Genomic DNA, 13,219 nt, shown 5'->3' on the forward strand with positions numbered 1-13,219 from the left:
GGTCCTGAAATTGATTGAGCGCCGACGCAGTTGAACACAGTCGCGCAATAGCCATTCGGCCAGGTTGTTCGCCGATCGCGACACGCAGAGGATAGATGGTGACCGAACCGAATCGATTCAATGCCCAAACGCATGTCGGCCGGCGCGCGAACGCGGCGCAGCAGTGGTTTCGGTTTATTTCGGATGATGAAAATTTTAGCATGGCGACCGCCACGCCGGTTGCCACGCGCGAGGACGCGAGCGATGCAGACACTTCCCTTCACTGATCACGAACTGTCCGCCTGGCTGCGGCTCGCGGTGGCGCCCGGACTGAAGCCGGCGGCGCTGCGCCAGATGCTGACCGCTTTCGGCCTTCCGGACGCTGTGCTCGCGCAACCGTTCGCCGCGCTTGCTCAAGCAACCGATGAAGGCTCCGCCCGCGCCGCCCTTGCGCCGCCCGCACCGGACTTTGCCGAGCAGTTCGATACGGTGCGCGCATGGCGCGAGCAGCCCGGCAACGCGCTCGTCACGCTCGACGATCCCGCCTACCCGCCCGCGCTCCTGACCATGCCCGATCCGCCGCCGCTGCTATATGTAAAGGGACGCATCGAGTTGCTGCATGCGCGCGGCGTCGCGGTCGTCGGCAGCCGAAGCGCGACGCCGCAGGGCCTCGAAGACGCCGCCCGCTTTGCGCGCACGCTGTCCGACGCGGGATTGGCGGTGGTGTCGGGGCTGGCCTTGGGCATAGACGGCGCGGCACATCGCGGCGCGCTTCAGGGCCGCGGCAGCACGATTGCCGTCATCGGGACGGGCGCCGATATCGTCTACCCGCCGTCGCATCAGGCTCTCGCGCAACAGATCGCCGAGCGCGGCGCAATTATCTCGGAATGGCCGCTCGGCACGCCCGCCCGCTCCGCGCACTTTCCGCAGCGCAACCGGCTGATTGCCGGGCTCGTGAGCGGCGTGCTGATCGTCGAGGCAGCCATGCGCTCGGGCTCACTGATCACGGCCCGGCTTGCCAACGAAATGGGCCGTGACGTATTCGCGATTCCCGGTTCGATCCACGCTCCGCTGGCGCGCGGCTGTCACCGGATGATCAAACAGGGAGCGAAGCTCGTCGAAACGCCCGAAGATGTGCTTGAAGAACTGGGATTGGCCATACCGCCTGCGCCGGCGCCCGTGCCAACGCGTCGCCTGCGGGCGCTCACGCAGATGCCGTCCGCCGACGAATCCGCGCGCGGCGAAGGCGACGTCGGATTGACTGCCGAGGCCAGGTGCCTGCTCGACGCGCTCGGCCATTCCCCCGCGACACTTGAAATTCTGGCCGAGCGCACCGAGATGGACGACACGTTGCTGCAAAGCACGCTGCTGCGTCTCGAACTGGCCGGCGAACTGTGTGCGCTGCCCGGCGGCCGATACGTTCGCGCTGCGCACAGTGCATAACGCGTCGTGCTACATTCGCGCGAAATAACCATGTAATGCCGAAGGAACAGCCATGCCCGCGTTCAACCTGGACACAGACTCGAAACGAATCGCCGAGCGCGTCAATGACCGCGAGACGCTTTTCGTTGCGTGCCTGTGCGCGGAATGGTGCGGCACCTGCCGGGAGTACCGTGCCGCGTTCGACGTGCTGGCGGACAAGCATCCCGACGTTTGCTTTGCGTGGATCGACATCGAAACGCACGCGGACCGTTTCGACGATCTTGATGTTGAGAATTTCCCGACAATTCTTATCGAAGACGGCACGACCACCCGCTTCTTCGGAACGGTCTTGCCGCAAGCGTCGATCGTCGAACGGATGCTCGTCGATCTGACGGCGCTGCCGGGCGTCAAAGGCGCGCCGAAAATGCGCCCCGCGTTGCTCGAAGCCTGATTCGTAGCCGAAACGCAACAAATCACGCCTGTTTGCGCCGCGCGCGGCGACGGCGCCCGCCGGATCGGCACGGCGATTGCGGAAATCACTGCCGAACGCGGCAAAAGTCGCACGACGTGCCCGTGAAAGGCGCACCTGACAACGCCCGTCACACGCTTGCCCAATCGATCTGCGCGCAATTATGATGACCCGCTTTTTTGGGCCAACCGATTGCCGCTGCTCTGGCGTGTGCTATAAAGCGGTCGTTAATGGGTGCCAAACCCGGGCGGGAAAACCCGAGGTACCAACCCGAATCCACCAATTTATTTTCAGTCATGTCCAAAGCACTGATCATCGCCGAAAAGCCATCCGTCGCGAACGACATCGCGCGGGCTTTGGGCGGTTTTACCAAGCATGACGAGTACTTCGAGAGCGACGATTTCGTCCTCTCGTCGGCTGTCGGCCATCTGCTCGAGATCGCCGCGCCGGAAGAATATGAAGTCAAGCGGGGAAAATGGAGTTTCGCCAATCTCCCCGTTATTCCGCCCCATTTCGACCTGAATCCGATTGCAAAAAGCGAATCCAGGCTGAAGGTGCTGAATAAGCTGATCAGGCGAAAAGACGTCGACCGACTGATTAACGCATGCGACGCGGGGCGCGAGGGCGAGCTGATTTTCCGCCTGATCGCGCAGCACGCAAAAGCGAAACAGCCGGTGCAGCGTCTTTGGCTGCAGTCGATGACGCCCGCCGCGATTCGCGAAGGCTTCGCGCAATTGCGCAGCGACGTCGAGATGCAACCGCTCGCCGACGCCGCGCGGTGCCGCTCGGAAGCTGACTGGCTCGTCGGCATCAACGGCACGCGCGCGATGACCGCCTTCAACAGCAAGGGCGGCGGCTTCTTCCTGACCACGGTCGGGCGCGTGCAGACGCCGACGCTGTCGATCGTCGTCGAGCGCGAAGAAAAGATTCGCCGCTTCGTGCCCCGCGACTACTGGGAAGTGAAGGCGGAATTCGTCTGCGGCGCGGGCTTCTACGAAGGCCGCTGGTTCGACCCGAAGTTCAAGAAAGACGAATTCGATCCGGAGAAGCGCGATTCGCGTCTCTGGAGCCTGCCGGCTGCGGAAACGATCGTCGCCGCGTGTCGCGGGCAGATCGGCAATGTGACGGAAGAATCGAAGCCGTCGACGCAGTTGTCGCCGGCGCTCTTCGACCTCACCAGTCTGCAGCGCGAGGCCAACGGCCGTTTCGGCTTCTCGGCGAAGAACACGCTCGGGCTCGCCCAGGCGCTGTACGAAAAGCACAAGGTGCTGACCTATCCGCGTACCGACGCGCGCGCGCTGCCGGAAGACTACCTGGACACGGTCAAGCACACGATGGAGATGCTCAAGGAGAGCAACAACTATCTGCCGCACGCGAAACAGGTGCTCGACAAAGGCTGGGTGAAGCCGAACAAGCGCATCTTCGACAACTCGAAGATCAGCGATCACTTCGCCATCATCCCGACGCTACAGGCGCCGAAAGCGTTGTCGGAACCCGAGCAGAAGCTGTACGACCTCGTCGTCAAGCGCTTCCTCGCCGTGTTCTTCCCGGCGGCCGAGTACCGCGTGACCACGCGCATCACGGAAGTCGTCGGCCATCATTTCAAGACCGAAGGCAAGGTGCTCGTCGAAGCGGGCTGGCTTCAGGTCTACGGCCGCGAATCGGGCGGCGAGGACGCGAACCTCGTCCCGGTGAAGAAGGACGAGAAGGTCAAGACGGACAAGATCGCCGCGCAGCAACTCGTCACGAAGCCGCCCGCACGCTACAACGAAGCGACGCTGCTCTCGGCGATGGAAGGCGCGGGCAAGCTCGTCGAAGACGACGAACTGCGCGAAGCGATGGCCGCGAAGGGACTTGGCACGCCGGCCACGCGCGCGGCGATCATCGAAGGCCTGCTCGGCGAAAAGTATCTGGTCCGCGAAGGCCGCGAGCTGATTCCGACCGCGAAGGCTTTCCAGCTGATGACGCTCCTGCGCGGCCTCAGCGTGAAGGAGCTGACCGCGCCCGAACTGACGGGCGAGTGGGAGTACAAGCTGTCGCAGATGGAGCGAGGCAAGCTGCCGCGCGACGCGTTCATGCAGGAGATTGCCCGCATGACGCAAACCATCGTCAAGCGCGCGAAGGAATACGATTCGGACACGATTCCCGGCGACTACGCGACGCTGCAAACGCCTTGCCCGAATTGCGGCGGACAGGTGAAGGAAAACTATCGCCGTTTCGCCTGCACGAAATGCGAGTTCTCGATCTCGAAGATTCCGGGCGGCCGGCAATTCGAAATCGAAGAAGTCGAGGAGTTGTTGCAGAAGAAGGAAATCGGGCCGCTGTCCGGTTTCCGCAGCAAGATGGGCCGGCCGTTTTCCGCGATTCTCAAGCTGTCTTTCGACGACGAAACGAAGAACTACAAGCTCGAGTTCGACTTCGGCCAGGATCAGGGCGGCGAAGACGGCGAAGCACCGGATTTTTCCGAGCAGGAGTCTGTCGGCGCGTGTCCGAAGTGCAGCGGCAAGGTCTTCGAGCACGGCATGAGCTACGTCTGCGAGAACTCGGTCGCGAATCCGAAAACGTGCGATTTCCGCTCGGGCAAGGTCATCCTGCAACAGGAAATCGCGCGTGAGCAGATGGCCAAGCTGCTGCAGGACGGACGCACCGATTTGCTGACGAATTTCAAATCGTCGCGCACGGGCCGCAATTTCAAGGCGTATCTCGTCAAGCAAAACGACGGCAAGATCGGCTTCGAGTTCGAAAAAAAGGAACCGAAGGAAGGCGCAGCCAAAACGGCGGCCGCGAAGTCCGCAGGCAAGGCAGCGCCTGTCGCCGCCGACGCCGATGCAGAGGCCGCGAACGAGGCACCCGTGAAGAAGGCCGCAGCAAAAACGGCCGCCGCCAAGAAAGCGCCTGCAAAGAAGGCCGCCACCAAGACGGCCACGAAGACCACGGCGCGCAAGACGGGCTCGTAAGGCTCGCGCGGTTCACGCCGCAACCGTCCGCGAAACAAAAACGCAGTCGGCCTTAACGGGCGACTGCGTTTTTTTTATCTTCCGCGACAACGTGCCGCGTTTTCGCGCGGCGGCATGCTCACTTCAACAAACCCGCACCCGCCCTGAGTCAGTGCGTAGACGAAACGACACTGCGCGAACGGTTCATCGTGCGCGTCGACGGCTTGGCGGGAATGTCGGCGTCCAGCAGGCTCGACAGCGGCTCGGCCCCATCGAACGCTTCGGGCGGCATCGACATCGCTGACTCCAGCATTGCCGGCGTCCGGTCCACGCCATCCTTGACCCATTGCTCGCCAAGCTGGCTGTTCGGCGTCTGGTTGAAGTGCTCGACGAGGTGATCGATGAACGTGCGGACCTTGGCCGGCAGGTGACGCCGGCTCGGATACGCGATGTTGATCTCGACCTGCGGCAGCCGATAGTCGCTCAACAGACGCACCAGCTTGCCGCGCGTCGTATCGCGGCCGATCAGGTAACTCGGCAGGATCGCGATGCCCATGCCGAGCAGCGCGAACTGACGCAGCATTTCCGTGTTGTTCGCGACGATCACGTTCGTCGGACGCACGCGCACTTCGCCGTCCGGGCCGGTGAACACGCGCTCGTCGCCCCAGTATTCGGACGGCAGCGACAGGCACGGATGCTCAAGCAACTGCTCCGGCCGCGTCGGCGTGCCGTGCTTCTCGAGATAAGCCGGTGTCGCACAGACGGTCATGCAACCGGTCGTCAGACGGCGCGTCACGATGCTCGCACTGCGCATGTGGCGCGCGATCACGACGCCCACATCGAAACCTTCTTCGACGAGATCGACCTGACGATCGACCAGCGTCACATCGGGAATCACCTTGGGATAGCGCTCGGCATACGTCTGGAGCACGGGCGCGAGGTTGTGCAGTCCGAACACGACGGGCGCGACGATGCGCAGCGTGCCGACGGGCTCGTGGTTGCGCGCGACGACCATCTGTTCGACGTCCTCTAGCTCGTCGAGGATCTGGCGGGCGCGTTCGAGATAAACCTGGCCGGATTCGGTCAGCGAAAGACTACGGGTGGTGCGGTTGAGCAGTCGGGTACCAAGACGGCCTTCGAGATCGGCAACGTGACGGGTCGCGACTGCGTTTGAAATATCCATCGCGCTAGCCGCGCGGGCGAAACTTCCGAGATCCGCCACCTTGACGAATACTCGCATCGACTGCAAATGATCCATGGACAACTCCTGCCGTATTACAGCTCCCTCGGAACAGGAAGCACACTTGGAATTTTCCTACGACCAGGGAAATCCTGCAGAAGTTGCCCAAAATTCCGGAAATTTTATAAAAATTCGAGTCAATATCTTCAGGGGCGGAATAGCAAGAGCTCGATTGTTCCTCTCTTCGAAACAATTTGCTGCGTTGCGTCGAAAACATCCAGAAAGCGTGAATAGCGAAAGCGCCCCGTCGGCGGCGCCAATCAGGTCGAAAAGCATCGTTGCGCGACCGCGCGAGGTCATGAAAAAGCCGCCCGAAGGCGGCCTGAACGTATGTCAGTGAGCACTCACATGGCTACGCGACGAACTTTTTCTCCAGCGCGCTTCGCGTATCTTGCAGTGCGGCAGGCAACCCCTGCTTCAGCTTGTCGAACAGTTCGGCGTGCAGTTCCAGTTCCTTGCGCCACGCCGAATCATCGACGGAAATCACCTTTTCGAACTGCTGGCGGGTGAAATCGAGTCCGCTCCAGTCGATGTCCTCGTAGCGCGGCGAAATACCGAACGCATGCTCCTCGCCCTGCGCCCTGCCCTCGATCCGACCCACCATCCAGCGCAATACGCGCATGTTCTCGCCGAAGCCGGGCCACACGAACTTGCCGTCGTCGCCCTTGCGGAACCAGTTGACGCAGAAAATCTTCGGCGCGCGCACGCTCATCTGCTCGAGTTTTGCGCCCGTTTTTAGCCAGTGGTCGAAGTAATCGCTCATGTTGTAGCCGCAGAACGGCAGCATCGCGAACGGATCGCGCCGCACGACGCCCTGCTGGCCAGCCGCCGCAGCCGTCGTTTCGGAGCCCATCGTCGCGGCCATGTAGACGCCTTCAACCCAGTCGCGCGCTTCCGTGACGAGCGGCACCGTCGTCGAGCGGCGTCCGCCGAAGACGAACGCGTCGATCGGCACGCCCTCCGGGTTCTCCCAATCGGCGTCGATCGAAGGACATTGCGAAGCGGACGCCGTGAAGCGCGCGTTCGGATGCGCGGCCTTGCGGCCCGTTTCCTTCGCGATTGCCGGCGTCCAGTCCTTGCCCTGCCAGTCGATCAGGTGCGCGGGCGGCTCGTCCGTCATGCCTTCCCACCAGACGTCGCCGTCGTCGGTCAGCGCGACGTTCGTGAAGATCACGTTTTCCTTCAACGTCGCCATCGCGTTGAAGTTCGTCTTCTCGCTCGTGCCCGGCGCGACGCCGAAGTAGCCGGCTTCCGGATTGATCGCGTAGAGACGCCCGTCCTTGCCCGGCTTGATCCACGCGATATCGTCGCCGATCGTCGTAATCTTCCAGCCGTTCATCCCTTCCGGCGGAATCAGCATCGCGAAATTGGTCTTGCCGCACGCCGACGGGAACGCGGCCGCGACGTGATGCTTCTTGCCGTCCGGCGACGTCACGCCGAGCACCAGCATGTGTTCGGCGAGCCAGCCCTGGTCGCGGCCCATCGTCGACGCGATGCGCAGAGCAAAGCACTTCTTGCCGAGCAGCGCGTTGCCGCCGTAGCCCGAGCCGTAGCTCCAGATTTCGCGGGCTTCCGGGAAATGCACGATGTACTTCGTGTCGTTGCAGGGCCACGGCACGTCCTTCTGGCCAGCCGCGAGAGGCGCGCCGACTGAATGAACGCACGGCACGAACTCGCCGTTCTCGCCGAGCACGTCGTACACCTTGCGGCCCATGCGCGTCATGATCCGCATGTTCGTGACGACGTACGGGCTGTCCGTCAGTTCCACGCCGATATGCGCGATCGGCGAGCCGAGCGGCCCCATCGAAAACGGCACGACATACATCGTGCGGCCGCGCATCGCGCCGTCGAACAGGCCGTCGAGCGTCGCGCGCATGTCGGCGGGCTCGATCCAGTTGTTGGTCGGACCGGCGTCCTCGCGGCGCTGCGAGCAGATGAACGTGCGGTCCTCGACGCGCGCGACGTCGGATGGATCGGAGCACGCGAGATAGGAATTCGGCCGTTTGGCCGGGTTGAGCTTGATGAGGGTGCCGGCTGCGACCATCTGCGCTGACAGGCGGTCGTATTCCTCTTGCGACCCGTCGCACCATACAATCCGCTCCGGCTTCGCCAGCGCCGCGATGCGCTGCACCCACTCGATCAGTTTTTTGTGTTTGACCCAGGCAGGCGCTTCGACGGTTGGTTGGCCTGCAAATGCGGGATGATTCATCGAGCTGTCTCCGTTTTGGTAGAAGAAGAAAAACGGTGCTAGCCCAGCGACGCTGCATGCGAGAGGCGGCAATCCGCGCACGAGATTTTTCTGCGCGCGATCTTGCAGGTCGTCAGGGCCTTTACAGGCTGTCACAGGCACGTGAAACCGTGTGTAAAGCGGCTTGCGTGGACATGCAACAAACTGTTAAAAACTGGGGAACTTGCCCTACCGTTGTGGCTCCGTCATAGCGGGTCCTTATACGGTACGGCATTCAATACAAGCATCATGTGGTCCAGGTCACATGATGGGACACCCAAACAGACACTCCGTTCCGCACCTGCGTGGTGCGCTGCAAAACACATACGCCATGAAGATTGCCATCCTTGACGATTATCAAGACGCCGTCCGCAAGCTCGACTGCTTTCAACTGCTCGCCGACCACGAGGTCAAGGTCTTCAACAATACCGTGCGCGGCCTGGGTCAGCTCGCCAGTCGCCTGTCAGAAGTCGACGCGCTGGTCCTGATTCGCGAACGTACCCGCATCAGCTCGCAGCTGCTCGACAAGCTTCCGCATCTGCGCATGATCAGCCAGACAGGGAAGGCAGGAAGCCATATCGACATGGCAGCCTGTACGGAACGCGGGATCGCCGTGCTCGAAGGCGTCGGGTCGCCTATCGCTCCCGCCGAACTGACGTGGGCCCTCATCATGGCCGCGCAGAGACGGATTCCGCAATACGTGGCAAACCTTAAACAAGGGGCATGGCAACAATCGGGCCTGAAAACGTCGGCGCTGCCGCCGAACTTCGGCTTGGGTCAGGTGTTGCGCGGACAGACGCTCGGCATCTGGGGCTACGGCAAGATCGGCCGGCTCGTCGCCGGATACGGCAAGGCGTTCGGCATGAACGTGCTGATCTGGGGCCGCGAGCATACGCGCGAAGCGGCAGTCGCCGATGGCTACACAGTCGCGGAAAGCCGTGAAGCGCTGTTCGAGCAGAGCGACGTGCTGTCGCTGCATTTGCGTCTGCACGACGACACGCGCGGCATCGTCAAACAGGACGATTTGTTGCGCATGAAACCGACCGCGCTCTTCGTCAACACGAGCCGCGCCGAGCTGCTGGAAGAAAACGCGCTGATCGGCGCGCTGTCGCACAACCGGCCGGGCATGGTCGCCATCGACGTCTACGAAAGCGAGCCGATCCTGCAAGGCTACAGCCTGCTGCGGATGGAAAACGTGATCTGTTCGCCGCACATTGGCTACGTCGAGAAGGAAAGCTACGAGCTGTACTTCGGCGCGGCGTTCGGGAACATTCTCGCGTTCGATCAGGGCGACACGTCGAGCGTCGCGAATCCGGAAGCACTGCAGGGCGGCCGCCGGAAGTAAGTTGCGCGCGGCCCCTTCGCGGGCCGCTGCACTGACGCGAACGATTTAGTCGTGAGCGGCTGCGTCGAGCAGTTCTGGAATCCGTTGTAGAAAATGCTCACCGTCGGTGCGGCCGAGATTGTAGGCGTGCTGCATCTGTGACGGACTCGTGTAGTCCCAGCTCGAAATCGGCACCTTGCACGACGGCTGGACATACAGCCGCTGCTGCGCGCCGTGTGGCACGACGAACATCCGCGGACGCGGATAAATGCGCGTCACCATCACCAGCACGTTGCCCGGCGTCGGATCGAGCGCGCCGACGGGCACGTTGTCGACCATTCCGCCATCCAGCACGGGCCGCCCGTTGCGGCGCAGGACGGGCGTGAACGGCGGCGTGCAAGACGACTGAAGAATCAGGTCCGCGAGTTCGTCGACGCTCGCGCAATCCTGGGCGCGCACGAATTCCGGCTGGAAGCCGAGCGACTGACCGAGCGTCGGATGCAAGGTCTTGCGGATGTATTTCTCGATGTTGTACGCGATCAGCCCGGCGGCGACCGCGCTGCGCGCGCCCAGCCAGCGCGGCACATGCGACACGCCGATGCGTATTTCAGGCGCCTTCGCCAGTTGGGAAAACTTCTCGCCGTAGATATCGAGCAGCGCCTGACGGTAGATCCGGTAGTGCGGAAATACCGACTCGCCGCGCAGCAGATTGCCCCAGTAGGCGTTCTTCGTGTTGTCGCGCAGCGCGTTTTCGTAATAGCGCATCACCCAGTCGGCGTCGCGCGTGTAGAGCATGCACGCGGTGGCCGCGCCCGCCGAAATGCCGGTGATCACGCGCGGTTTGATGTCCAGTTCCGGCTGGACGATGTCCCAAAAGCCTGCTTGCCACCAGCAGCGGTTGCCGCCGCCGGCGAATACGACCTGATCGAACATCCGTTGATTTCCTTCCGTTGCCGCACGTTGGCGCCGTCAGCGGGCGCTGTCGCAATCGAGCGGTTTCAGTCGAGCAGCGCGTAAGTCGTGGTGGCATGGACGGCCATTTTGCCGGCCTCGTCGAACAGCTCGACTTCGCCGAACACGAGATTGCGGCCCATCCGAAGCACGCGCGCCGTGATGACGACATCGCCCTTGCGGACGGCGCGCATGAAGCTGATGTTCAGCGAGACGGTCGTCATCGGCTTGAATCCGCCGAGCGCTGCGGAAATGGCGACGACCATCGCCGTATCGGCGGCCGCCATGAAGACCTGTCCGCAGATCACGCCGCCGCTGTGCCGGAGCTCGCCCGAAAACGGCAGCGTCAGCGTGGCGCTTTCGTCGTCCACTTTCAAGGGAGTCATCGACAACGCCCGCACCCACGGCGCGAGCACTCGATCGAGCAACGCCCGGACTTCGTTTTCGTCCATCATGATTTCCCGTTCGGGCCACGCGGAACGCCGCGTGGCATAGTGTCGCGACATGATACCGGGACGAACGCCCGTGCGCTTCGATGGTGCTGCCGGTGACTTTCGTGCCGTTCGTGCGCTCCCGGCAATTGCGAGACCGCGTATCCGCTTTTAAGAAATTTGCGAGATACGCTTGCCAAGCAAAAAAAACTCCTGCATAATTTCCCTTCTGTTGGGGCGTTAGCTCAGTTGGTAGAGCAGCGGACTCTTAATCCGTAGGTCGAGTGTTCGAGTCACTCACGCCCCACCAAGGAATCTGAAAGGCCGGTCTAGCGAAAGCTGACCGGCCTTTTGCTTTTGCAGCGGTTTTCAAGCGCTTTCCCAACCGTTCCTCTGAACGCCGACAAATTCAGTTCCCAGGTACCGCCGTATCCGAAGCCGCCTTCGCCATCCGGTTCGCGCTTTCGGCTTTCGCCATCGCCTGCTTCTTCAGATACTCGACCGTTCCTTGAAACGCCGGACTCACGTCCGGATACGAAGCGTCCGTGACGAAGTTCAGCCCGTTCTGCTGCGCCTCGATCAATTCCTGATACACCTGCGCGCGCGTCTTGCCTTGCGCGAAAACATTCGTCGAACCGAGGGCTGCGACGGATACGGTCAACATTGCGAGCATCTTCATTGCCAACTCCTTTGAAAAACGTGCGGTACGCACAGTGACAAACCACGCGTCACCGCGATCTATTCCCGTCGATCAAAGAGAATTGCCAACCATAGCGTCTTCGCTTCAATAATTACGGATCACTAACTAACGAAGCAAAACGAAAACGGCCGCATTCACCGATGCAGCCGTCAACGAAAAGCAGCTAAACGATCAACCCGGTGTCGCGCCCGTCAATTGCGCATAGACGTCGTGTGCGATCTGCAGCATCACCTTGCGATCGATGCCACCCGACACCGCATATCCGAAGTCGCCGTCGACCCAATAGAACACATTCACCGGCCCCTCCTGATACAGCTTGAACGCAGTCGTATTCGCACTCGCCTTGCGATGAGAAATGCAAAGCGTCACGCGCTCGCCTTCGGCGTTGTGATACATGAACTGCGCAACGGGGCCGTCGTCGCCTGGCAATATGCGGCCGCCGGCGAGCTGGAATCCGCTCCTGGTGAGCATCGGCGGATGCACATCGGTACCCAGCTTGTTCGCGAGGTACTGAACGAAATCTTCCTCGTGACCTTCGCCGATATCCGTCGGACGATCGACGGCAGGCATATACACAACGTGCGCCAACGCTGCCTTTTGCGCGAAGACTTCGGAGACATCGGCGCTCACTGGCCGCGTATTCGACGCCACCTGCGACGAACCCGCCGACGGCCCAAGCATGTTCTTGCCCATGTTCGTGCCGACGCCAATGCCGATGCCCAACACCAGCGCCGCAGCCATTCCTGCGAATTGCGGCCAGTTCGCCGCGCTCAGCCAGCGATGCTTCTCATGCACGCGCAGACGCGCAGGCACCGGCTCGTTCAGCACGCGGTCGTAGCGCTCATGGAACATGTTGTTCAGCGAGAAGTAATCGCTGACGCGCGCGGCCAGTGCGGGGTTAGTTTCGAGCGCGCGCTCCACTTCTTCACGGCGCTCATCGGACAGCGTGCCGTCCACATACGCGTGAATGTCTTCTTCGCTGATTGGAGTCTGCTGATCGCTCATCGCACCACCTTCAGTTTTGCGCTGGGCTGAGCGCCCGCCATCAACGCACGCAAACGCTCGCGCCCACGCGAAAGCCTCGACATCACCGTGCCGACGGGAATGTCGAGCGCAATCGCCACTTCGGCGTAACTCATCTCCTCGAGCCCGACGAGCAACACGACTTCACGCTGATCCGCAGGCAGCCGCTGCAACGCGTAATCGAGGTCGCGCACTTCGAGCGAGCGCGTCTGCTCGCCCGACACCGCGAATTCGCTTTCGACGATGCTCTCGTCATCGACGGAAACGTGCATTGCACGCGTCGACGACTTGCGCACCTGATTGATGAACACGTTGTGCATGATCGTGAAAAGCCACGCACGCAAGTCCGTTCCGGCCTGGAACATTTTCGTGCGCGTCAGCGCGCGTTCGAGCGTGTCCTGCACGAGATCGTCCGCGAGATCGCGATTGCTGATCAGCGCCCTCGCATAGCGGCGCAATCGCGGCACGTGATCCATCAACTCGTTACGGATGTCCATTTCCTCGACCCATCAGGTAT

At 61.9% G+C, this 13,219-nt stretch carries 13 protein-coding genes and 1 tRNA gene; 7 read left to right on the forward strand and 7 right to left on the reverse strand.

Annotated elements, in window-relative coordinates:
- Nucleotides 1–95: 95 nt before the first annotated feature.
- From VSR68_RS13175 to VSR68_RS13190, 4 genes are all read left to right on the forward strand, one after another.
- Nucleotides 96–266, forward strand: a complete 171-nt coding sequence (locus VSR68_RS13175; RefSeq protein WP_342940276.1) for a hypothetical protein — start codon at nucleotides 96–98, stop codon at nucleotides 264–266.
- Nucleotides 244–1,422, forward strand: coding sequence for a DNA-processing protein DprA (dprA, locus tag VSR68_RS13180; protein ID WP_342940277.1), 1,179 nt, complete (start codon nucleotides 244–246; stop codon nucleotides 1,420–1,422). The genes VSR68_RS13175 and dprA overlap by 23 nt, the downstream gene beginning before the upstream one ends.
- A 52-nt stretch (nucleotides 1,423–1,474) precedes the next feature.
- Nucleotides 1,475–1,852, forward strand: a complete 378-nt coding sequence (locus VSR68_RS13185; protein WP_342940278.1) for a thioredoxin family protein — start codon at nucleotides 1,475–1,477, stop codon at nucleotides 1,850–1,852.
- A gap of 314 nt (nucleotides 1,853–2,166) precedes the next feature.
- Entirely contained in the window at nucleotides 2,167–4,827 is a 2,661-nt protein-coding gene (locus VSR68_RS13190; protein WP_342940279.1) for a DNA topoisomerase III, read from the forward strand.
- A gap of 148 nt (nucleotides 4,828–4,975) precedes the next feature.
- Here VSR68_RS13190 and VSR68_RS13195 read toward each other — a convergent pair whose 3' ends face one another.
- Nucleotides 4,976–6,064: a LysR family transcriptional regulator gene (locus VSR68_RS13195; protein ID WP_342940280.1), complete on the reverse strand. Its 1,089-nt coding sequence runs from the start codon at nucleotides 6,062–6,064 to the stop codon at nucleotides 4,976–4,978.
- 46 nt (nucleotides 6,065–6,110) lie between these two features.
- Here VSR68_RS13195 and VSR68_RS13200 point away from each other — a divergent pair, with 46 nt between their 5' ends.
- Entirely contained in the window at nucleotides 6,111–6,386 is a 276-nt protein-coding gene (locus VSR68_RS13200; RefSeq protein ID WP_342940281.1) for a hypothetical protein, read from the forward strand.
- 12 nt (nucleotides 6,387–6,398) lie between these two features.
- Here the strand turns inward: VSR68_RS13200 and VSR68_RS13205 are convergent, their stop codons facing one another.
- The gene (locus VSR68_RS13205; protein WP_342940282.1) at nucleotides 6,399–8,255 is read right to left on the reverse strand and encodes a phosphoenolpyruvate carboxykinase (GTP); all 1,857 of its coding nucleotides are present in this window, start codon (nucleotides 8,253–8,255) and stop codon (nucleotides 6,399–6,401) included.
- 349 nt (nucleotides 8,256–8,604) lie between these two features.
- Here VSR68_RS13205 and VSR68_RS13210 point away from each other — a divergent pair, with 349 nt between their 5' ends.
- Nucleotides 8,605–9,618, forward strand: coding sequence for a D-2-hydroxyacid dehydrogenase family protein (locus VSR68_RS13210; protein ID WP_342940283.1), 1,014 nt, complete (start codon nucleotides 8,605–8,607; stop codon nucleotides 9,616–9,618).
- A 45-nt stretch (nucleotides 9,619–9,663) separates the two neighbouring features.
- Here the strand turns inward: VSR68_RS13210 and VSR68_RS13215 are convergent, their stop codons facing one another.
- Entirely contained in the window at nucleotides 9,664–10,530 is an 867-nt protein-coding gene (locus VSR68_RS13215) for a patatin-like phospholipase family protein (protein WP_342940284.1), read from the reverse strand.
- A gap of 65 nt (nucleotides 10,531–10,595) precedes the next feature.
- Complete coding sequence (locus VSR68_RS13220) at nucleotides 10,596–11,000, reverse strand: PaaI family thioesterase (protein ID WP_342940523.1); 405 nt, start codon at nucleotides 10,998–11,000, stop codon at nucleotides 10,596–10,598.
- Between the two features lie 213 nt (nucleotides 11,001–11,213).
- Here VSR68_RS13220 and VSR68_RS13225 point away from each other — a divergent pair.
- Nucleotides 11,214–11,289 (forward strand) — tRNA-Lys (locus VSR68_RS13225).
- A gap of 99 nt (nucleotides 11,290–11,388) precedes the next feature.
- On the opposite strand, the gene VSR68_RS13230 is transcribed toward VSR68_RS13225, so the two are convergent.
- The 3 genes from VSR68_RS13230 to VSR68_RS13240 all read right to left on the reverse strand — a co-directional run bounded on the left by VSR68_RS13230 (nucleotide 11,389) and on the right by VSR68_RS13240 (nucleotide 13,199).
- Nucleotides 11,389–11,658: a DUF4148 domain-containing protein gene (locus VSR68_RS13230; RefSeq protein ID WP_342940285.1), complete on the reverse strand. Its 270-nt coding sequence runs from the start codon at nucleotides 11,656–11,658 to the stop codon at nucleotides 11,389–11,391.
- 192 nt (nucleotides 11,659–11,850) lie between these two features.
- On the reverse strand, nucleotides 11,851–12,684 hold the full coding sequence (locus VSR68_RS13235) for an anti-sigma factor (protein ID WP_342940286.1): 834 nt from the start codon (nucleotides 12,682–12,684) through the stop codon (nucleotides 11,851–11,853).
- Nucleotides 12,681–13,199: an RNA polymerase sigma factor gene (locus VSR68_RS13240; protein ID WP_342940287.1), complete on the reverse strand. Its 519-nt coding sequence runs from the start codon at nucleotides 13,197–13,199 to the stop codon at nucleotides 12,681–12,683. The genes VSR68_RS13235 and VSR68_RS13240 overlap by 4 nt, the downstream gene beginning before the upstream one ends.
- Nucleotides 13,200–13,219 lie beyond the last annotated feature (20 nt).

This window comes from Paraburkholderia phymatum (genome assembly GCF_038900715.1).
Taxonomy (GTDB): Bacteria; Pseudomonadota; Gammaproteobacteria; order Burkholderiales; family Burkholderiaceae; genus Paraburkholderia; species Paraburkholderia phymatum_A.

Excerpts from the sequence above, each read along its gene's own strand:
- VSR68_RS13195 (WP_342940280.1), bottom strand. The coding sequence starts at position 6,064 with ATGGATCATTTGCAGTCGATGCGAGTATTCGTCAAGGTGGCGGATCTC.
- VSR68_RS13215 (WP_342940284.1), bottom strand. The coding sequence starts at position 10,530 with ATGTTCGATCAGGTCGTATTCGCCGGCGGCGGCAACCGCTGCTGGTGG.
- VSR68_RS13190 (WP_342940279.1), top strand. The coding sequence starts at position 2,167 with ATGTCCAAAGCACTGATCATCGCCGAAAAGCCATCCGTCGCGAACGAC.
- dprA (WP_342940277.1), top strand. The coding sequence starts at position 244 with ATGCAGACACTTCCCTTCACTGATCACGAACTGTCCGCCTGGCTGCGG.
- VSR68_RS13210 (WP_342940283.1), top strand. The coding sequence starts at position 8,605 with ATGAAGATTGCCATCCTTGACGATTATCAAGACGCCGTCCGCAAGCTC.
- VSR68_RS13230 (WP_342940285.1), bottom strand. The coding sequence starts at position 11,658 with ATGAAGATGCTCGCAATGTTGACCGTATCCGTCGCAGCCCTCGGTTCG.
- VSR68_RS13175 (WP_342940276.1), top strand. The coding sequence starts at position 96 with ATGGTGACCGAACCGAATCGATTCAATGCCCAAACGCATGTCGGCCGG.
- VSR68_RS13185 (WP_342940278.1), top strand. The coding sequence starts at position 1,475 with ATGCCCGCGTTCAACCTGGACACAGACTCGAAACGAATCGCCGAGCGC.
- VSR68_RS13235 (WP_342940286.1), bottom strand. The coding sequence starts at position 12,684 with ATGAGCGATCAGCAGACTCCAATCAGCGAAGAAGACATTCACGCGTAT.
- VSR68_RS13205 (WP_342940282.1), bottom strand. The coding sequence starts at position 8,255 with ATGAATCATCCCGCATTTGCAGGCCAACCAACCGTCGAAGCGCCTGCC.
- VSR68_RS13220 (WP_342940523.1), bottom strand. The coding sequence starts at position 11,000 with ATGGACGAAAACGAAGTCCGGGCGTTGCTCGATCGAGTGCTCGCGCCG.
- VSR68_RS13240 (WP_342940287.1), bottom strand. The coding sequence starts at position 13,199 with ATGGACATCCGTAACGAGTTGATGGATCACGTGCCGCGATTGCGCCGC.